The organism is Peribacillus sp. P4_B1, assembly GCF_056402395.1.
Map to the genome: position 1 here is coordinate 1 of NZ_JBFUHM010000050.1, position 20700 is coordinate 20700.

The 20700-nt window shown below is 41.8% G+C and carries 18 protein-coding genes; 7 read left to right on the forward strand and 11 right to left on the reverse strand.

Translation table 11 applies throughout. The annotated features are described in order from the left end of the window. The coding region (locus AC1DVK_RS21685; RefSeq protein WP_328151323.1) for a transposase at window positions 1–123 on the forward strand (123 nt) is incomplete at its 5' end. Window positions 124–275: 152 nt separating this feature from the next. Here the strand turns inward: AC1DVK_RS21685 and AC1DVK_RS21690 are convergent. After that, window positions 276–782 (reverse strand): general stress protein, encoded by a 507-nt coding sequence (locus tag AC1DVK_RS21690; protein ID WP_089362590.1) that lies wholly within the window; start codon window positions 780–782, stop codon window positions 276–278. Between the two features lie 163 nt (window positions 783–945). Between AC1DVK_RS21690 and AC1DVK_RS21695 the strand changes: the two genes are divergently transcribed. From AC1DVK_RS21695 to AC1DVK_RS21715, 5 genes are all read left to right on the forward strand, one after another. Beyond that, window positions 946–2010 (forward strand): M20 family metallopeptidase, encoded by a 1065-nt coding sequence (locus AC1DVK_RS21695; RefSeq protein WP_089362589.1) that lies wholly within the window; start codon window positions 946–948, stop codon window positions 2008–2010. Between the two features lie 397 nt (window positions 2011–2407). Beyond that, on the forward strand, window positions 2408–2962 hold the full coding sequence (locus tag AC1DVK_RS21700) for a 3D domain-containing protein (protein ID WP_457297935.1): 555 nt from the start codon (window positions 2408–2410) through the stop codon (window positions 2960–2962). 155 nt (window positions 2963–3117) lie between these two features. Beyond that, window positions 3118–4029, forward strand: coding sequence for a ketopantoate reductase family protein (locus tag AC1DVK_RS21705; protein WP_477627354.1), 912 nt, complete (start codon window positions 3118–3120; stop codon window positions 4027–4029). Between the two features lie 219 nt (window positions 4030–4248). Then, entirely contained in the window at window positions 4249–5517 is a 1269-nt protein-coding gene (locus tag AC1DVK_RS21710) for a dicarboxylate/amino acid:cation symporter (protein WP_217899803.1), read from the forward strand. A gap of 217 nt (window positions 5518–5734) precedes the next feature. Further along, entirely contained in the window at window positions 5735–7153 is a 1419-nt protein-coding gene (locus tag AC1DVK_RS21715; protein WP_089362585.1) for an NAD-dependent succinate-semialdehyde dehydrogenase, read from the forward strand. Window positions 7154–7217: 64 nt separating this feature from the next. On the opposite strand, the gene AC1DVK_RS21720 is transcribed toward AC1DVK_RS21715, so the two are convergent. From AC1DVK_RS21720 to AC1DVK_RS21755, 8 genes are all read right to left on the reverse strand, one after another. Then, entirely contained in the window at window positions 7218–8324 is a 1107-nt protein-coding gene (locus AC1DVK_RS21720; RefSeq protein ID WP_289321125.1) for an AI-2E family transporter, read from the reverse strand. Window positions 8325–8730: 406 nt separating this feature from the next. Further along, complete coding sequence (locus AC1DVK_RS21725) at window positions 8731–10257, reverse strand: acetyl-CoA hydrolase/transferase family protein (protein WP_477627355.1); 1527 nt, start codon at window positions 10255–10257, stop codon at window positions 8731–8733. Between the two features lie 131 nt (window positions 10258–10388). Next, on the reverse strand, window positions 10389–11039 hold the full coding sequence (locus AC1DVK_RS21730) for a LytTR family DNA-binding domain-containing protein (protein ID WP_061461422.1): 651 nt from the start codon (window positions 11037–11039) through the stop codon (window positions 10389–10391). Between the two features lie 512 nt (window positions 11040–11551). Then, on the reverse strand, window positions 11552–11914 hold the full coding sequence (locus tag AC1DVK_RS21735; protein WP_061461417.1) for a P-II family nitrogen regulator: 363 nt from the start codon (window positions 11912–11914) through the stop codon (window positions 11552–11554). 16 nt (window positions 11915–11930) lie between these two features. Then, a complete protein-coding gene (locus tag AC1DVK_RS21740; RefSeq protein ID WP_477627356.1) occupies window positions 11931–13145 on the reverse strand; it encodes an ammonium transporter in 1215 nt (404 codons plus the stop codon). A gap of 260 nt (window positions 13146–13405) precedes the next feature. Continuing rightward, window positions 13406–13609, reverse strand: a complete 204-nt coding sequence (locus AC1DVK_RS21745; protein WP_089362581.1) for a YbdD/YjiX family protein — start codon at window positions 13607–13609, stop codon at window positions 13406–13408. A 13-nt stretch (window positions 13610–13622) separates the two neighbouring features. Further along, window positions 13623–15677 (reverse strand): carbon starvation CstA family protein, encoded by a 2055-nt coding sequence (locus AC1DVK_RS21750; RefSeq protein ID WP_477627357.1) that lies wholly within the window; start codon window positions 15675–15677, stop codon window positions 13623–13625. Window positions 15678–15881: 204 nt separating this feature from the next. Beyond that, window positions 15882–16226 carry a lysostaphin resistance A-like protein gene (locus tag AC1DVK_RS21755; RefSeq protein WP_477627358.1) on the reverse strand — a complete coding sequence of 115 codons (345 nt, stop codon included), beginning with the start codon at window positions 16224–16226 and terminating at the stop codon, window positions 15882–15884. 334 nt (window positions 16227–16560) lie between these two features. On the opposite strand from AC1DVK_RS21755, the gene AC1DVK_RS21760 reads away from it, so the two are divergent. Beyond that, the gene (locus AC1DVK_RS21760) at window positions 16561–17097 is read left to right on the forward strand and encodes a hypothetical protein (protein WP_477627359.1); all 537 of its coding nucleotides are present in this window, start codon (window positions 16561–16563) and stop codon (window positions 17095–17097) included. 46 nt (window positions 17098–17143) lie between these two features. Here the strand turns inward: AC1DVK_RS21760 and AC1DVK_RS21765 are convergent, their stop codons facing one another. After that, window positions 17144–18934: an ABC transporter ATP-binding protein gene (locus tag AC1DVK_RS21765; protein WP_477627360.1), complete on the reverse strand. Its 1791-nt coding sequence runs from the start codon at window positions 18932–18934 to the stop codon at window positions 17144–17146. Then, window positions 18909–20657, reverse strand: a complete 1749-nt coding sequence (locus AC1DVK_RS21770) for an ABC transporter ATP-binding protein (protein ID WP_477627361.1) — start codon at window positions 20655–20657, stop codon at window positions 18909–18911. Before AC1DVK_RS21770 ends, AC1DVK_RS21765 begins: the two co-directional genes overlap by 26 nt. Window positions 20658–20700 lie beyond the last annotated feature (43 nt).

Below are 20700 nucleotides of genomic sequence, written 5' to 3' on the forward strand. Positions count from 1 at the left end.
GGTATGCGTTGGACAACTTTAAGGGGACTTAAAAAATTGTCGATGCAGGCGATGCTTACTTTCGCTGCCATTAATTTAAAGAAGATGGCCAATTGGACATGGCGAGGTCCAAAAATGGCCTAACATAGTGGGCTCGTAGAGCCCCAATCTCCTAACTTCAGGCAAAAATTCAAAGGGAATCTCAAAAAGGGGTTCGGAATTTTTTAATTCCGAACCCCTTTTGTCTACAAACTGGGACGGGCCCTAACGGGATCCGTCCTTTTTTAACTTACAATTTAAAGAGGTCTTCTACTGTTCGTTAGCGTTTCATCGGTCTCTGTAATTCCTGAGTAGGAAGAGTTGGGTTTACTCGCATCCGAATCGACTAACACAAGCAGCTTGCCACCCTTAACATCCGCTTCATAACGATTCGCCTCTTCTTCAGGTATGCCCATACCGATTAATGTACCGGCCAATCCGCCAGTACCTGCACCTACAGCCGCTCCGGCTAATGTGGCAGCAAGCGGCCCAGCTGCAAGTACCGGTCCGATTCCCGGAATCGCCAGTGCACCCACACCTGCCAATAATCCGGCAGCACCGCCCAAAATTCCTCCGGTCGCCGCACCGGCTGCAAGTCCCTCTTCAACCTTTGTACCCGTTTCTTCATTCACTGTCTTTAATTCTTCTTTATCTTTCGCAACTACTGAAATATCTTCACGGTTATATCCTTGTGCCTGCAATGACTCAACAGCCTTAATGGCTTCTTCTCCAGTTTCATATACACCAATTATACGTTTATCCATATTTATCATCCTCCTTAAAGAATGTAAATTGTCGCTCCCCCTTTACATACCCCACGGGAAGAAAAGGTTAAACGTTTTTTAACAAGAAAATATTTTTGAGTTAACCCTTACTAAGAAAGGGTATATATACTAATAGTATGCATATTTTTAGGGGGTTTTCTTTTTGCTAATCGAGTTACTTAAGGATTTAGTATCTATTGATAGTTCATCGAAAGAAGGAGCCAACGAAGCAGTTGAATACTGTGCGAACTGGCTTAAAAAACAAGGAATTACCGTAAATGTGATCGTCAATAACGGTTATAAAATGCTTGTTAGCGAGATTGGCAGCGGAGATAAAACCGTAATTTGGAATGGCCATGTGGATGTTGTCAGCGGGACGCCTGATCAATTTTTCCCTGAAGTTCATGAAGGAAATTTATATGGACGCGGGGCAGCCGATATGAAAGCTGGGCTTGCAGGGATGATGTGTGCATTTACCGAACTGAAAGATAAGGGCCTAGGTTTGAAAATCCAGCTACAGATTGTATCAGATGAAGAAATTGGCGGGTTGAACTGTTCTGGATATTTAGCGAAACATGGTTACAGAGGGGACTTCGTAATATGCGCTGAACCGACACAATTGGGAATCGGTCTCCAGGCAAAGGGTGCACTTCGACTCGATATTGAAGTATCCGGCAAATCCGCACACGGAAGCCGACCATGGGAAGGCGTAAATGCAATCGAAAAGGCCTATGATCTCTATCAAAAAATAAAGGAACTTCCTTTCACCCGGGATCATACCCCCCTTTACTCTTCCCCTTCAATTAACCTAGCAAAAATAAAAGGTGGGGATGTCTACAATAAGGTACCGGATGCGTGTTTGCTCAGTCTTGATATCCGCTATCTTCCTACGCAAACAATGGAAGAGATCATTGCTCAGATCGAAAGTGTGACAGGAAAGAATCTCCACCTTAATATGTACAGTAAACCTGTAAAAACAGAAGAGTCAGACCCATTCATCACACTGCTTCGCCCGATTATCGAAAAGAACACCCATCGAGATGCTGTCATTTTTGGACAACATGGCTCCGCAGATACCGTCTTTTTTGCGGCATATAATATACCAGCCATTGAATTCGGACCTAAAGGTGAGAACTGGCATGGAGATAGGGAATGCGTTAATCTTGAATCTGTGGCAGTATATCAAAAAATGCTAGTCGATTTCGCTTCTGAATTTTCTTTAACTTAATCCATTTGGATGTTAACATCCGGCATCATTAGATGTCGGATTTTTTCATTTCCTAAAAATCCTCTCTCACTAAAATATACAGCAGGTATTTGACTATTATCGCGTTGTATTTTTACAAAATATACAGGACTTTAAAACTAAGCATCAATCAACCAGTTTTTTTATAATTAAACAAAATATGCCATTGCATCAACATTTTTAAACAAAAAAAACGCTCATACTGACATAATAAATATACATTTCCATTTAATGGACAAGTCCTTTAGACCTAGTTTACATTACATTTATTTATCAACGGAAACGTTTTTGTAACACAATTACTATTCCACCGAAACATTATTGTCATATATACCTGTTATTCTAAGTCTACGATTTAAAACAAAGGAGACTATTCATTTTGAAAAAAATACTACTTCCACTATTCACTGCTTTCTTGCTGGTATTTAGTTTTTCCGGAGTTTCATCGGCTGCTACTACTACATACAAAGTTAAAAGCGGCGACACACTATGGGGTATCGCCAATAAACATAATATAACAGTCAATCAACTCAAAGGTTGGAACAACCTTAAAAAAGATAACATCCATCCAAATCAAGTTTTAAAGGTTAAGAAAACTTCGACCTCTGCTAAACCTAAAGCTAAAACAACATCATCCAAGAAATATAAAACGATCACCGTCAATGCGACAGCTTACACAGCGAACTGCAAAGGTTGCAGCGGTATTACAGCATCAGGTCTTAACTTAAAGAAAAACCCTAACGCAAAAGCAATCTCAGTCGACCCTAAGGTCATTCCGCTAGGAACTAAAGTTCATGTAGAAGGATACGGGGAGGCCATTGCCGCAGATAAAGGCGGCGCAATCAAAGGGAATAAAATTGACGTCTTCTACTCTTCTCATTCAAAAGCAATGAATTGGGGCAGAAAAACGGTTAAAGTAAAAGTCTATAAATAATGATAAGTGCCAGCCTGATATCTTTCAGGCTGGTCTTTTGTTTTTTCCACTTACACACTTTAAAACAGCTAGTTTACCCTTAAACGATAAACATTTACCGAAAATTCAGTCAATGTTATGATTAGTACATCTTAACCAAAAGAGAGGTGTGCACTTTGAATATTGTCATTATAGGGGCCGGAGCACTCGGTTCTTACTTTGGAGGCAGATTGCAGCAGGCTGGTCAGCATGTTCAATACCTTGTCCGAAAAAAACGTGCCGAACAATTGAAAGAAAACGGCATAAGCATATCAAGCCCACATGGAAACTATCAATTTAACGACCTGCATATCACAGAAAATGTAATTGATATAGACAAGGTTGACCTTGTGGTTCTCGCCGTAAAAGGCCAGCATCTGCAAGGTACCCTCACAGATTTAAAGGTCCTTGTTGAAAAGGGCGCAAAGGTCCTTCCGCTTTTGAATGGATTGGAGCATATATCCATTTTACAAGAAGAACTGGGCGATGAAGCCGTCATGGGAGGAAGTGCCTTCATCATTGCCACCCTTGATGAAAAAGGTCATGTCATTCACTCCAATGATAATCACGATTTAATCTATGGCCCGCTTCACCCTTCACAGAAAAAGATTTGTGATGAATTTGAACAGGCGGTCGGATCAGCTATCATGGAGGTAAGCAGGACGGAAAACATATTAATCAGGATGTGGATCAAATACATGTTCATCACCGCTTTCTCGGGTGTAACAACCGCCTCAAACCTCCCTATCGGCACGATACGGAGATTCCCGGAAACCAATGGATTGCTGGAAAACGTCCTAGTTGAAATGAAGGAACTTGCAAACGCTTATGACGTTGGGATTACCAGGCAGAATATTGCTCAGGCTTTGGAAAACATGGCAGGTTTACCGGATGAATCAACCTCTTCCATGCATCAGGACCGCCGGAAGGGCCAAACCCTCGAAGTGGAACATTTACAGGGCGGAGCACTGCGCCTTGCTGACAAGGCCGGCTTGAAACTTCCTGTGATTGCAACCCTTTATGCACTCATAAAACCATTTGAAAATTGATTTTCCTCAATACCGGAGCTCCGCCGGTATTTTTTTTATGCTGGTTAGGTATACATGAGACCAAATCACTATCATTTCCTCTTCTACCCATCATTTGAAATCCACAAGACCAAAAAGACCAAAAAGAACAATATCACCAAAAGAATATTCTGACTCTTCCTTCTGTTACACTATAGTCAAGTCAAGAAAGCGCTATCATATAGCAAAGGAGAATGTACCTTGAAAATATTAAAAAATCTAACAGTTCAGGTCATCATCGGTATCATTTTGGGTATAACAGTCGGCTTCTTCTTCCCTGCTTTTGGTGAACAGCTGAAGATATTAGCTGATTTATTTATTAAAATGATTAAAATGGTCATTGCACCAATCATCTTCCTAACCGTCGTAATCGGGATTGGCGGTATGGGCGATATGAAAAAGGTTGGCCGCATCGGCGGAAAGGCCCTGCTTTATTTCGAAATCGTTACCACCTTCGCCCTTGCTATCGGAATTATCGTAGTTAATATGTTAGGACCCGGTAAAGGTTTCAACATCGATTCAGTCGAAGGCGGCGATGTATCACAATATACAACAGCCGCTTCCGAAACGGAACATGGCGCAATGGCCTTCATTTCCAACATCATCCCCGATAATGCTGTTGCTGCAATGGCTGGCGGGGACTTACTCCCTATTTTATTCTTTGCCGTATTATTCGGATTATCAATGGCGGCGATGGGACCAAAAGTACAACCTGTCGTCTCCTTCCTTCAACATATTGCTGATATTTTCTTCGGCATAGTCAGTATGATCATGAAAGTATCTCCATTGGCGGCTTTTGGGGCAATGGCTTACACAATCGGTAAGTTCGGTCTTAGTTCACTAAGTTCCTTAGGACAATTAATGGGTAGCGTATATATTACCATGGCACTATTCATCATTCTTATCCTTGGTTCGATCGCAAAAATCTACGGCTTTAATATTTTCAAGTTCATTGCCTATTTAAAAGAAGAGATCCTCTTAGTTTTAGGTACATCTTCGTCGGAATCCGCCCTCCCAAGCGTGATGAAAAAACTCGAAAAATACGGTTGTTCAAAATCCGTAGTCGGTTTAGTTGTCCCAACTGGTTACTCTTTTAACCTTGATGGCACATCCATTTACTTATCCATGGCAGCGATTTTCATCGCCCAAGCCTATGGTATCGATTTAAGCATCTGGCAGGAATTAACCCTTCTGGGAATCTTGATGTTAACGTCCAAAGGAGCTGCTGGTGTAACGGGATCCGGTTTCATTACACTTGCTGCAACATTAGCTGCCTTCCCAATGATTCCGGTTGAAGGAATGGCACTACTTCTTGGAGTCGACCGCTTCATGTCTGAAGCACGCGCAATCACTAATCTAATCGGTAACAGTGTTGCTACTGTGGTCATTTCTAAATCCGAAGGTGAATTCAATCCAAATCAAGCCATCTCAGGTGATATGGGTGAAGTGGCCGTCTCATCGGAAAAATAATCGAAACCATGAATGTAGAGGTGTGCAACTTGCACCTCTTTTTTTATGTCTTCCTCCTCCACATTCTACAAGGAATAGTCGAGTTTCAAAAAAATAGCCAATCAAATAAATTTCAGTATCATCGGAAAGTGTTTATACTTTTATGTAACAGGTAAAGGTATAAAGTTAAAAGTTTTTTAGTAGTTTGATGGATTTAACCAAAATAGGAGGTTCTATCATGAAGGATTACGGATTATTTATTAACGGTGAGTGGTCGGATTTTGGGTTGGATAAAATTGAAGTGAAAAACCCGGCAACGGATGAAATAGTTGCCACCGTTCCTAAAGGCGGTGCGACTGAAGCAGCCAAGGCTGCAGATGCCGCTTATGATGCCTTTACGGATTGGTCAGCACTCTCAGTCTACGAACGTGCAGAACTAATTTGGAAATGGCATCGATTGATTGATGATAATAAAGAAGAACTTGCCAAAATCATGACTGAAGAGCAAGGCAAGCCCTTTAAAGAGGCTCTTGGCGAAATGACATATGCAAATGGCTTTTTATCTTGGTTTGCCGAAGAAGGGAAACGGGTCTACGGCGAAACGATTCCTGCTTCCGTGTCCAATAAGCGGCTTTTCGTGACTAAACAGCCTGTAGGAGTTGTAGCTGTCATTACGCCTTGGAACTTTCCAGCAGCCATGATTACAAGAAAAGTGGCACCAGCCCTTGCCGTCGGCTGCACAGTCGTCATTAAGCCGGCAAACCTGACTCCCATAACAGCTTTAAAAATGGCTGAATTAGCGGAAGAAGCTGGGATTCCAAAAGGAGTCATCAATGTCGTGACAGGAAAATCATCAGAAATCGGTGAAACTTGGCTTCAAGATACAAGGGTCCGTAAGTTGACGTTCACCGGGTCTACAGAAGTCGGTAAAACCTTAATGAGGGGCTCAGCCGACACAGTAAAGAAAATCTCGCTTGAACTTGGAGGTCACGCCCCCGCGATCGTTCTTGAAGATGCCGACCTTAATAAAGCGGTTGATGGCATCATCAGTTCAAAATTCCGTAACGCTGGACAAACATGCGTCTGTTCAAATCGCATTTATGTCCACGAAGCCATTCAGGAAGCCTTTATCGAAAAGCTCGTTGCCAGGGTCAAAGAACTAAAAGTAGGAAACGGATTGGAAGATGGCGTCGATATCGGTCCGCTTATCGATCAAAATGCAGTGGATAAGGTTCAAAAACAAATTGATGAAGCAATCAGCAGCGGAGCTAAGCTCGAAGCTGGCGGAAAATCAATCGGCGGCCTTTTTCTTCAACCAACCGTACTGTCCAACATTGATGACAGCATGCTTTGCATGAAGGAAGAGACATTCGGTCCACTAGCTCCAATTGCATCCTTCAAGACCGATGAAGAGGCAATCAAAAGGGCAAATGACTCCATCTTCGGTTTGGCAGCTTACGTATTCACTGAAAATATCACCAAAGGCATCAAATTCACCGAGGCACTTGAATTCGGTATTGTAGGATTGAACGACGGACTCCCTTCCGTTCCACAAGCTCCATTTGGCGGATTCAAGCAAAGTGGGCTCGGCCGCGAAGGTGGACACCAAGGCATCGAAGAATACCTTGAAGTAAAATATATTTCGTTAGGTTTGTAATTAATAAGCTTTCGTTCCTTCACTAAGAAAACGGGCCCGACTCAAATGAGTCGGACCCGTTTTTTCATTCCAGTATATCCTCTTCAAGCTTTTCCTCTTTCCTGATCCTGATGAATTTTACGATATTCAATACAATCGTTTTAACAACGGAATAAGTAGGAACGGCCAAAATCATACCGATGATACCGGCTATATTTCCGGCGACGAGCAATAGGATGATGATGGTAAGCGGATGTGTGTTCAATTTTTTCCCGATGACTAACGGTGAAATGAAATTACCATCCAGTTGCTGGATGACCGTTACAACAAGAATGACCAATAACGCTTCGGCCGGTGAATGAATCAATGCCACTATGACCGCAGGAGCCGCTCCGATAAACGGACCTACATATGGAATGATATTGGTTACTGCACCAATCAGCGCAAATAAGAACGCGTAAGGCAAACCAATGATTAAATACCCAATGAACGTTCCAATCCCAACAAACAAGCAAACAAGCATCTGTCCTTGTATGTATGTAGTAAGCGTCCCGCCTGTTTCCTGAAGTACTGTTAAAGCTGGTTTTCTATAGCTAACCGGTACGAACTTCATGATGGAGCTTGGAAGCTTATCCCCATCCTTCAACATATAAAATAAGATGAAAGGAACCGTTACGACCACTAATGTTATATTCGTCACTACGCTGAAAACAGAAGATAAACTGTTCGTTATATTACTCGGTAAATTCGTCAAATATTTTTGAAGCGAATCTCCTACTTCTTGCAAAGGGACATAATCTTGTTCCACCGTCCACAAAAACCATTTTGACTCTGCTGAATCTTCAATGAACTTCCTAACTTGATTGAAATAATCCGGAAGGTTATTGATTAAATCCGTAACCTGTTTGGAAAGTGATGGGCCAACCAGACCGACCAACAAACTAACCAATCCTAGGAAAAATACATAAAGCAATACTATGGCCAATCCCCTTGGCACTCTTCTTTTAACCAGGAAATCAACAGTGGGGTTGAACAAAAAGTAGAGAAAACCTGAAATCAAGATGGGAAAGAACAATGTAGATGTAAAAATAACTATTGGTTCGAAAAGAAAAGAAATCTTTGTACCAACATAAAAAAGTAAAGACAATAGTAATAACTCTAACGTCCAAAAATGCAGTTTTGTCTTGAACAAATTATCTCCTCCACTATTACCATTCTATTTAACTCCCCTAAGGAAACAACATCATAAATTCGGAAAATCCTATGATGATAATCTTTCATTGTTAGCAGTTTACCATATTTCCATAACTTGAATGAATAATTATATACAAAAATAAAAGAAAAAATCATAATGACGCCATTCCCTACCTTTTTGATGGTTAAGCTTCATTTTACACTTTAAATCCGTTATAAGTTGAAGGAAATAGAACTAATTGGAAACACCATACAAATTGCTCAGGAGAATAATCTATTTGCCTTTCAATATTCCATTGGAGTTGACGAAAGATCCATTGGTTTCCACAAATATCATAAAGTGGATAAGTAACAAGGGCGAATCCAAATAAAAAAAACCCGCTGTAATGGCGGGGGTTTGACTCTTATTTTTGATCTTGAAGTACTGCTTCAAGCATCGTACCGTTTTTAGCTAGGTTTGTATGCCATGAGAATGCTTTTTCAAGAATATGTGGAGTTTGATGTCCTCCAGTTTGCGCAACAGCTTCAGTGAAGTATGCACGAAGCTGCGGACGGTAGTCAGGATGCGCACAGTTTTCGATGATTAACTCTACGCGCTCTTTTGGTGCCAACCCGCGTAAATCAGCGATCCCTTGCTCTGTCACTAATACATCCACATCATGTTCAGTGTGATCCACATGAGAAACGAAAGGAACGATACTGGAAATATTGCCGCCTTTTGCATATGATTTCGTTACGAAAATACCTAAGCGTGAGTTGCGGGCAAAATCTCCTGATCCACCAATTCCATTCATCATTCTTGTCCCAGAAACATGTGTTGAGTTTACATTACCGTAGATATCACACTCTAACGCTGTATTGATTGAAATCAAACCAAGACGGCGGATGATCTCAGGGTGGTTAGAAATTTCTTGTGGACGAAGAACAAGTTTATCACGGTACTTCTCAAGTTCACCGTAAACCTGTTTTCCTTTTTCTTCAGCTAATGTAATCGAACAACCTGAAGCGAATTTAACTTTTCCAGCATCGATTAAATCGAATACCGCATCTTGCAGCACTTCTGAATACACTTCCAAATCTTTAAATTCAGATTCAAGGAAGCCCGCGAATACCGCATTTGCCACTGATCCTACACCTGATTGAAGCGGAGCCAGGCTTTCAGTTAAACGACCAGCCTTGATTTCTTCACGAAGGAAGTTAATAAGGTGGTTTGCGATGGTTGCAGTTTCTTCATCCGGCGGCACGATTGTAGAAGGTGCATCAAGATCTGTAGAAACGACGACCCCCATTACCTTTTCAGGGTCAACCTGAATACCGATCGAGCCTAGACGATCGCTTACGCTAGTCATAGGAATCGGTTCGCGTTCCCCTTGTTTAGCTGGTGTATATATATCATGCAACCCTTCCAATCCTTCTGGATGGGATACGTTCAATTCAATGATTACATGTTTAGCTTCTTGAACGAATATGGCTGAGTTACCTACAGAAGTTGTCGGGATGATTAACCCTTCTTCTGTAATCGCCAGTGCTTCGATGATTGCAAAATCTATAGGTCCGACAATGCCTTGACGGACTTGTTCAGCTGTATGAGATAAATGCTGATCCACATATGTGACTTCATCAGCATTGATTTTATTACGAATGCCTTTGTCCGCTTGGAACGGTAAGCGTTTGTTAATGATACCAGCTTCCGCCATATGTTGGTCGACTTCAGGTCCTAAAGAAGCACCAGTATAAACATCAACTTTGAATTTTTCAGTTTTAGCTCTTTCAACCAGAGCCATTGGAATAACTTTAGCATCACCAGCACGGGTAAATCCACTCATACCGAGTTTCATCCCATCTTTAATCCATGAAGCTGCTTCTTCCGCTGTAACTACTTTCCCCTTAAATTGTTCGTTGCGAATTTTTTTGAAAACGCTTTCGTTCATACAAAAGACCCCCATTTTTCGCTTTTCTTACACTTAATTTTACCAAGCCAGTGTAATAGTTACATTCATTTCTGAATGAAAAGCCTTAAATGGAGCATAAACCAGCATTTATTTCACACAAAGGAGTAACACTAAAATCCTAAAGCCCTTCTGAATTGACTTGCATATGTTTGACTTACTTGGATTTTGGAATTGTCCTTCATTATTAGTAAAAATGTAGAATGAAAATCAGGAAGGATTTCCTGTATATAGTTAATATTGACGATGTACGAACGATGCACACGAATGAATAATTCACTAGGTAAAATGTATTCCAATTCACTTAAGTTCATTTTATGAAATCCACTCACACGTTCGGACTGAATTTTAGTTTTCCTATTTTGAGCTTCCAAATACATAATTTCATCATAAGGAAGCGGTATCCAGCGTTCATCTGTTTTAATGGTCAAGAATGATGTCGGTAAAATTAATGGCTTTGAAGGCAAAATGGCTGTTACCGCCCCTAAAGGATTGCCCTCGTCCATGATAGGTACACTCAGCCCATAGTAGGGTACGCCAAAAACATTACTTTCAACTTGCACCCCTATTTTTTTACGGACACTCAGAGCTTTATATGTCGCCGTGTTTTCACTAATTAAATCACCCGGTTTTATTCTTAGGTCAACTTGTTTGCTCGGTTGATAATAAATGTATTTTTTGGAATCAGCCACAGAAATTGAAGCATCCTTCGGAACAAACTCCCTGATGATATTTAAAACGGATTCGACCGTAAATTGATCCATTTCCCTTCACCTCTTAAAAGAACATATTAATAATTTCCCCATCATTAAACAGGGCATTCGCGAATAATTTTTGGAGGACTTACATTTTTTCGAATTCACTTTTCGCAAATTAAAGAAAAAACGAATTAACTAAGCGAAAAGTATCAAAAAAGGCAAAAAAATTGGATTTAAATTTATGTCCTTTTATCTATTATAGTTGGAAAGCTCCTCGATTTCCATGGGGGATGCATAAAAAAGCCGTTCTCCTTCATAAGGAAACGGCTAAAAGGTTATTTTTTAAATCGGGGATCCTGAAACGAGGACTTTATTCGAAGCGATAAAATTTCTTCTAAATTTTTTAATGGTAATTCCAATAAAAAGGGTCTGTCATCAGGTTGATATACATCCTCTGAAATGAGCGTATTAACGATCTTCTGTTTTTTTGCATTAACAATTCGGACCAGTCTCCCCATTTTCAGCTCCCTTTCTTTTATTTATTGGATCCGGCACATTTGGTCGATTGAGTCACTGCATCAAATCTCATTCTTTAACGCATCATGGCCTTCTTTTCCGGTACGGATATTCACAACATTCGCCAATTCATAAATGAAGATTTTTCCGTCACCTGGTTTACCGGTACTCAAGAATTTCCTTGCTACATCCACAACATCCTGAACTGGAACTTCACACACGACGATTTCAATCTTCATTCGGTCATGTAATGACATTTCACGATTTCTGCCTCTATATGTTTCCACATAACTTTTCTGAAGACCCGTTCCTTTTACTTCCGAAACAGTCATTCCGCTTACCCCTATTTTTGCTAGTTCCGTTTTGAATTGTTCAAATTTAATGGGACGTGTAATGATTTCTATTTTCGTTAAAACCTCGGACATATGATCAACCCCCCTTTTAAATTGATTCGTGATAGGCTTTTTCTCCATGAAGTGTAAGATCAAGCCCCATGTACTCATCTTCTTCACTGACACGTAACGGAACGAAAAGGTTAATGGCTTTAGCGATGATATATGTGACCACGGCAACGAAAATATAAGTTACAACGATCGCTATGAGCTGCTTCCACAATAGGTTGAAATCTCCATAGAATAAACCGTTTGCCCCGCTTTCATTGACGGAAGTGGTCGCGAATAAACCTGTAGCGATGCCACCCCATGTTCCACCGATCCCATGTAATCCGAAAGCATCAAGAGCATCGTCATAGCCCAGTTTATTCTTCAAGAAGAATACGCCCCAAAAACAAACGGCGCCGCCTATGACCCCGATGATGATGGATGATGCAGGCGTTACAAATCCGCAAGCCGGTGTAATGGCAACCAACCCAGAAATAGCTCCGGATACTGCCCCAAGCAATGTCGCCTTTTTATTAGCCGTATACTCAACGATCAGCCAGCCAACGATACCAGCAGCTGCTGCAACAGCTGTATTAACGAATACGTTCATCGCCACTTCATTGATTGTCAGTGCGCTTCCGACGTTGAAGCCATACCAACCGAACCATATTAATGATCCGCCTAGGAATGTTAAAGGAAGATTATGTGGTGCACTGTCCCCTGACTCTTTCCTTTTACCTAACATAATCGCTAAAACCAGACCGGCAACCCCCGAAGAAATATGAACAACGTTGCCACCTGCAAAATCAAGAGTACCAAGCTCTGCTAACCAGCCGCCCCCCCATACCCAGTGAGCAACAGGAGCGTATACGAATAAAGACCAAAGGATCGTAAAAATCAAGAATGCTGAAAACTTCATCCGCTCAGCAATGCCACCTGCAATGATCGATGCTGTTAAAACGGCAAATGTCATTTGGAATAACATGAACAAACTATGAGGAATTGTTTCGCTGTATGGTCCAGGTGCAAAGCCTACATCATTTAAGCCAACCCAGTCCAGACCGCCCAGAAATGCATTACCAGGTGAAAATGATAAAGAATATCCAATCAGCACCCAAAGAATCGAAATGACAGCAAGTGGCATGTAACTATGCATTGCCGTATTCAGGACATTTTTACTTTTTACCATCCCTCCATAAAATAGGGCAATCCCTGGTGTCATTAACCAAACCATCATCGTCGCCAAAAACATGAATACTGAATCTGCCATTTGCATACTGTTTTTTTCCCCCTTGTTTTTGTATATGTTATGTTTATTAACATTTAAATGTTATATTTTTTATCATAAACTTAATTTTCTAATAATTCAACTTATTTTTTAATGTTTCATACTAATAATGTTAGGTTAAATAACATTAGTTTTGAATAAAGGACCAGGATTCCATCGTCGTTATATTTCTCCCTCTACTCATGTCCGTGTTCTTAATTCAAATAAAAAAGGCCCTCCTATTGAGGGCCCTTCAAAAAAATATTCAGTTAACAGCAACGAGACACTTTCCCACCCTTTGCGTTATAGCGTTCATCCTGGGCTTCGCAGAAAAATTCTTTCCTGGTTTTCACGGGATCTTCAGGATGGTGCACTCTCATATGTGCCACATAAGTATCATAACTCGGAACGCCGACAAGCAAACTGACGAACTGCTTTCTGTAGCTGAGAATCTTAACTAATCTTTTCAACATTTCCTTCCCTCCCTTATGATGACCTCGATACATAAGGTGATTCATGTAAATCTATTTTCTCGCTCTTCAAGACCTTTATCCATAACTTAATGGCAGAAATCAGGACAGTGATCACAACGATCATGAAGATGGCACATAGGGCAGCATCCACATAATCATTGACGATAACCCGTTTCATCTCAGATAGATTTGCTGCCGGAGCGAGAATTTCCCCATTATCATAGGCCGCTTTAAATTTATCCTTATGTGCCAAAAAGCCAATCGCCGGGTTTTCGTGGAAAAGCTTTTGCCATCCAGCCGTCATGGTCACTATCAATAAGAATGTAGTTGGCACAAGCGTGACCCATGTATACGCTTTTTTGCCCATTTTGAAAAGGACTGTCGTCCCAAGCAGCAACGCAATGGCGGAAAGCATCTGGTTCGCAATTCCAAACAATGGCCAAAGGGTATTGATTCCGCCAAGAGGATCAATGACCCCTTGATATAGGAAATACCCCCAACCGATTACACAAATGGCAGTCGCAATAATATTAGGTAGCCATTTATTCGTTTCGGCAAATGGCTTGTAAAAGGTGCCGATAATATCCTGTATCATAAAACGCCCTACCCTTGTTCCCGCATCAATGGTGGTCAATATGAACAATGCCTCGAATAGGATCGCGAAATGATACCAGAACGCCATCAGGGACGCTCCACCAATCACTTGTGAGAAGATATGGGCCATACCGATTGCAAAGGTTGGCGCTCCACCAGTGCGGGATAAAATGGTCTCTTCCCCAACATCATCTGCAAGGCCGGTAATCATTTCAGGTGTCAAAATGAAACCCCAATCGGATATCGTAGCCGCCACTTGGGCCGGCTCCGTTCCCACAACGGCGCCCGGGCTGTTAATGGCAAAATAGATCCCTGGCGTCAGTACACAGGCTGCTATCATCGCCATGATGGCTACAAAGGACTCAGTCAACATCGCCCCGTATCCGATTGGACGTGAATGTGATTCACGTTCAATCATTTTCGGAGTCGTTCCCGATGAAACGAGAGCATGGAACCCCGACACCGCTCCACAAGCGATTGTTATGAATAGGAATGGGAATAAATTCCCTGAAAAAACGGGTCCTGTTCCATCGATGAATTGAGTGACGGCAGGCATTTCAAGGCCCGGCATGACAATGAAAATACCAAGCGCAAGTCCAATGATCGTGCCGATTTTCAAGAATGTGCTTAAGTAATCACGTGGTGCCAATAACATCCATACCGGCAAAACGGAGGCAACGAATCCGTATACAATCAGCATGATGGCGATCGTTTCTCCATCAAATGTGAACATTGGCGCCAATGTAGCACTTTCGGATACAAAGCGGCCGAAAAATAACGCAAGCATCAATAGTATAATGCCAATAATGGAACCTTCTCCAACACGACCGGGCCTTATAAAGCGCATGTAGATGCCCATGAGGACTGCAATCGGTATTGTCGAGGCAATCGTGAACATGCCCCATGGGCTACCCACCAACGCTTTTACAACAACCAAAGCAAGTACCGCTAATAAGATAACCATGATGCCGAGGATTCCGATCATCGCAATCAAACCTGTAATCGGTCCGATTTCCTCTTTGATCATCTCTCCCAATGATTTACCGTTACGGCGCATCGAACCGAAGAGAATAACGAAATCCTGCACGGCACCAGCTAATACAACTCCGACTACAAGCCACAGTGTCCCTGGCAAATACCCCATCTGTGCTGCAAGGATGGGTCCAACAAGAGGGCCTGCTCCGGCAATTGCTGCGAAATGGTGGCCAAACAACACCCACTTATTTGTAGGCACGTAGTCCTTCCCATCATTATTCGCTTCCGATGGAGTCTGGCGATTATCATCTAGCTCAAACACTTTCTGTGCAATGAATTTACTATAAAAGCGATATGCAATTGAATAAACACAGAGTGCTGCAGTGACAATCCACATGGCATTGATGCTTTCCCCCCGGTTTAATGCGACGAAACCAAAACTCACCGCCCCCACCGCAGATATGATTCCCCAAAGAATGACCGACTTAAGCGCTTTCACTTTTTACCATCCCCTCTCAATGGTTTACTATAAAAAATCTTCATTTCATATGGAGTTAGGCTATGATCCATTTTAATTTAAAGAATTTTACGTATATTCAGAATTATATGTTATTATAATGTTTTTTAGCAATAGCAAAACAGACGATTTGTAAAGTATTTTCCATTATTTTGTCGATAGTTTCCTTTTCCTGTATTGGTTATTTCACTCTAAGAACGTCAATATCACCGCCAGTCCGTTAAATAATCCATGAATCAAAACAGATGGCCAGATGGACCCTGTCTTTTCGTATGCCCAAGCAAATACCAACCCGCTTATAAAATTGATCATTAATGTATTATAAGCAGGGATATGAACGACCATGAAAAGGAAGGAACTGATGAACATTCCCCAGCTCTTTCCCGTTCGGACTCTAATCCAACGGTATATGAATCCTCGATAAAGGATTTCCTCATAAACGGGAGAAATGATGGCAGCAGAAATGAAGCCTACGAAGAAATTAAATACTGTGATATTCTGTTTCACATTTTCCCTTTTTTTCATTTTCATACGTTCCCCCTACGGCCATCATCAGGGCAAGCACCATAATACTGCTAAATATCAATACAATGGTCCAACCTGCTATCGGCCCCCAGTAAGACGCCGCAAATCGGCGAACCCCCACTACCTTCTTCCAAGATAAACTACACGGCCTTAAGCATACGAAAAAAATCCTAACATAAAAACGATGGCCATAATGAAGCACATGGTCGTTCCTGCATATAAACCATTCCTAAAAAATGAATCGAACTGCTCTCTCAGCAAGAATTCAATGAAAACAGGCACAATGAAACATGATAACCCCAACATCCATACTCCTTCCCTAATTCCTGATTTATAGACCGTGTTGGATAAAAAGGCCTTCAAAGAATTGCTCCTTCATCAACAACATCAGACAATATCAAACATTAAGGGAGCTGAAAACACTCTTAAGAACATCCAAACCTTGTTAAATAGCATAGAAGTCGAAGGAGATCTCGATTGGGAGCTGCTGCTGCCGCTAATCAAAAGAAAAGAACATTATCGTGATCAGTTCTTCAGCAAAGAAGAACGGAAAACCTTGGACAAACTACCTAAGATGGAAAAAGATAATATCCAAACGAAACAATGGATCAACCTAATAAAACGTATAGAATTAACCATCAAAAAAGGATTTCCTGCCGAATCCGAGGAAGGAAAGCTGATCGCTCAAGATTGCCTGCTTTTATCCGAATTGATTTTCGAAGGAAACAAAGATCTAGAGGAGAAATTCTGGGAAGTTCGTAAATCCGCAGCTGACTCCTCCTCGGCAGGTTTATATCCGGTAAAGGAAGAAATCCTCATATTTTTAGAGGAGGCAATCGCCTCTTTAAATGAAATGGAATGCAAGTTGAAAGTATAAGGTGACCAAAACAAAAAATGTGCGCCTAACGGCACACATTTTTTCATCATCCGGTCTGATTTTCCTTTAATGAGCTGCGATAGAGTTCGTAATAAAAACCCCTTCGCCGCAATAATTCATCATGTGATCCCTTTTCAATGATCCTTCCTTCATCAAGCACCAAGATCTGATCACTTTGCTGAATCGTATTCAATCGATGGGCAATGACAAAACTTGTCCTCCCCTTCATCAAACGATGTAATGCTTCCTGGATTTTTAACTCGGTAATCGTATCTATACTGCTTGTCGCCTCATCCAAAATCAATAGAACGGGATCGGCTAAAATAGCCCTGGCAATCGATAAAAGCTGGCGCTGTCCCTGACTGATTCCACTGCCATCCTGATTCAAGATGGTATCATAGCGGTCTGGCAGTTTCATGATAAAAGAATGGGCATTGGCAAGTTTGGCTGCATCCACCACTTCTACATCGCCCGCCTCCAGCCGACCGTAGCGAATATTTTCACGAATCGTACCTTGAAACAAAAAGGAATCCTGTAAAACAAAGCCCATATGCTTGCGGAGACTGGACCTCGTCACCTGCTGGATATTCTGGCCATCGATCAAGATCCGGCCGCTGTTCGGCTCGTAAAAACGCGCAAGAAGATTAATGATCGTAGTCTTACCGGCCCCAGTGGGTCCTACAAGCGCGATAGTCTCCCCTTTTTCTGCATGGAAACTGACATCATATATCGTTTGTCCGTCATCATTGTACGAAAAGGAAACAGCTTCAAAGTTCACCTCACCACATACATCCTGAAGTTCAGAGGCTTGTTTCTCATCTACTTCTTCTTCTTTTTCATCAAGTATGGCGAACACCCGCTCCGCACCGGCAACGGCCGATAGGAGTGTATTGAATTGATTAGCCAGGTCATTGAGCGGGCGGGTGAATTGCCTTGAATACTCGGTGAAAATGACAATGACCCCGATGGAAACTGTTCCCATGCCACTCAGCGCCAAAAAACCGCCGACAGCGGCTATTATAGTAAAACTTAAGTTGTTCAGTAAATTCATCAGTTTTGGAATCAGCCCAGAGTATGATTGTGATAGGAATCCGGCTTTCTTTAAGTTTTCACTCCGGGTGATAAAGTCACGGATCACTTTATCTTCCTGCGAAAAAGCCTTTACAATCCGTTGTCCCGAAATCGTTTCTTCTATAAACCCATTCAATTCTCCAAGGTTCTTCTGCTGTTCCTTAAAAAGCTTGCCCGTCCTGTTCGTTATCCACCTCAGCCCAAAAAACATAAGAGGAACGATGAATAAGGTTAAAACAGTTAATAAAGGGCTTAAATACAGCATCACTCCGATCGTCCCGACCAGTGTCAGCACACTTGAGAAAATCTGGATGACGGAACTATTCAAAGTGGAACTGACATTTTCTATATCATTCGTGACCCTACTCATCAATTCCCCATGCTGACGCCGGTCAAAAAAGGTAATGGACAGCTGGTGAAGCTTTTTGAACAATTGATTGCGCATCTCATAAACCGTATCCTGCGCGATTCCGATCATCCAATAATTCTGAAGCCACATGGATAGTGAATAGAATATATAGACTCCGAGAAGCCCGATAAGAAGACTAATCAGCCCCCCGCTATCCTTTGTGACAATATAATCATCGATGGCCATCCCTACAAGAAATGGGCCAAGCAATCCCAAAACCGAGCTTATCAGTACCATGAAAAGGACACAAAATAGCAGGCTTTTATTCGTTGCTAAGTAGGGGATGATCCTTTTTATCGTATTCCATGAGTTGACTGGTTTTGCCTTTTTCTTATCGGGAGATATTCTTCGACTCAAGAGAAATCCCCTCCTCCCCAAACTGTGAGTGAACGATTTTTCGATAAAGATCACTTGTTTGAATCAAATCCTGATGTTTCCCCAGCGCAAGCACTTGGCTATTTTCCAGCAACAAGATCTTGTCCGCCTCAATGGCTGTACTGATTTTTTGTGTAATGATGAGTGTTGTACATGTATAGGTCTTTAAAGCGGCGAGCAATTTACTTTCCGTTTTCAAATCCAGCGCACTCGTACTGTCATCCAGAAGGAGAATCTTCGGTCTGCGCACTAATGCCCTCGCAATCGATAACCGTTGTTTTTGCCCTCCGGACAGATTCACCCCTTTTTGCCCTAACTGCGTCTCATATTGTTTTGGGAGTTTCATTATGGTCTCATGAACCTGAGCATCCATGGCAGCTGCCATGATTTCCCCCATCGAGGCCCCTTCTTTTCCCCAAGCAACATTATTTTTTATGGTTCCTGAAAAAAGCAAGGCTTCTTGCGGTACATAGCCGATCCTTTTCCGCAGCGAATTCAAGGGAATATCTTTCACATTCTGGTCATCTATTAGAATGGATCCGCTTTCAACTTCGTATAATCTCGGAATCAGCTGAAACAAGGATGTTTTCCCTGATCCTGTTGCTCCTATGATGGCAAGCGATTCTCCCGGATCGATAGAGAAGTTCAAGTTTTTCAATACCGGTGCATCTGTTCCAGGATAGCGGAAAGATACATCTATAAACTTGATGCCTCCCCCTTTGACGGTATCACTCTTGCTTTCAATTTTGCCTTCATCAATATCTATCGGGGTTTCAAATATTTCCGTCACACGTTCCGCTGAAGCCTTTGCACGGGAAATGACCGTGATCAGCCATGAAAAAACGGAAAGTGATGCCGCAATCCTTGTGGCATAGTTGACAATCGCCACAACTTCCCCTACCTGTATATCTCCCGTTGTAATAAATTCGCTTCCAAGCCAAAGAATGATCAGAATCGCCACATTCATGACCAGCATCAGAACAGGCATGGTCGTTTCAATTAAACGAAGGGAAGTCACAGTCTTTCTTTTCAACTCGTCATTCGCATCGTCAAACCGTCCGATTTCATGCTCCTTACGAAGAAAGGCCTTGATCAAGCGCATGCCTGTCAGGTTTTCCCTCATGACCCCATTGACATTATCGAGCTTTTTCTGTACGAGCTTAAACAGCTTAGCCGCTCGTTTCATAACCCATCCCAGGAAGAAAACAAGAACCGGAATCGAAATAACCAAAACAAGGGAGAGTTTCAAATCGACCGCAATCGCCATTATCGCCCCCCCGATTACTATCAAAGGAGCCCTTGCCATGATACGAAGGCCCATGAAAACCGTATTTTGAAGCTGGGTCACATCATTCGTCATCCTTGTAATCAACGATGAAGTCGGGATATTATTCAAATTCGCAAAAGAAAACGCCTGTATCTTACCAAAAAGGCTTTTTCTTACATCATGTCCAAAGCTCTGACTTACATGTGATGCTGTAAAGGAATTAACGATCCCGCCAAGAAATGAAAAAATGGAAAGTCCAACCATGACACTTCCCCATTTAATCACTACCGATAAATCTTTCTGTAAAATGCCATCATCAATTATTTTAGCAATAAATAGAGGTTGTAACAGTTCTACACCGAGCTCGACAATCATCAAGAATAAAGCAAGAATGATCAAGAGCCAGTATGGCTTAAGAAATGAGGCCAGTTTTTTCATCTATGACACCCTTCGATTCTTCATATGTAGATAGCATCTTTTC

Bases quoted from the DNA above. Each gene is read 5' to 3' on its own strand.
- AC1DVK_RS21740 (WP_477627356.1), bottom strand. From the start codon at position 13,145: ATGCAAATGGCAGATTCAGTATTCATGTTTTTGGCGACGATGATGGTT.
- AC1DVK_RS21755 (WP_477627358.1), bottom strand. From the start codon at position 16,226: ATGAAAATGAAAAAAAGGGAAAATGTGAAACAGAATATCACAGTATTT.
- AC1DVK_RS21745 (WP_089362581.1), bottom strand. From the start codon at position 13,609: ATGTTGAAAAGATTAGTTAAGATTCTCAGCTACAGAAAGCAGTTCGTC.
- AC1DVK_RS21690 (WP_089362590.1), bottom strand. From the start codon at position 782: ATGGATAAACGTATAATTGGTGTATATGAAACTGGAGAAGAAGCCATT.
- AC1DVK_RS21770 (WP_477627361.1), bottom strand. From the start codon at position 20,657: ATGAAAAAACTGGCCTCATTTCTTAAGCCATACTGGCTCTTGATCATT.
- AC1DVK_RS21735 (WP_061461417.1), bottom strand. From the start codon at position 11,914: ATGTCCGAGGTTTTAACGAAAATAGAAATCATTACACGTCCCATTAAA.
- AC1DVK_RS21725 (WP_477627355.1), bottom strand. From the start codon at position 10,257: ATGAACGAAAGCGTTTTCAAAAAAATTCGCAACGAACAATTTAAGGGG.
- AC1DVK_RS21715 (WP_089362585.1), top strand. From the start codon at position 5,735: ATGAAGGATTACGGATTATTTATTAACGGTGAGTGGTCGGATTTTGGG.
- AC1DVK_RS21730 (WP_061461422.1), bottom strand. From the start codon at position 11,039: ATGGATCAATTTACGGTCGAATCCGTTTTAAATATCATCAGGGAGTTT.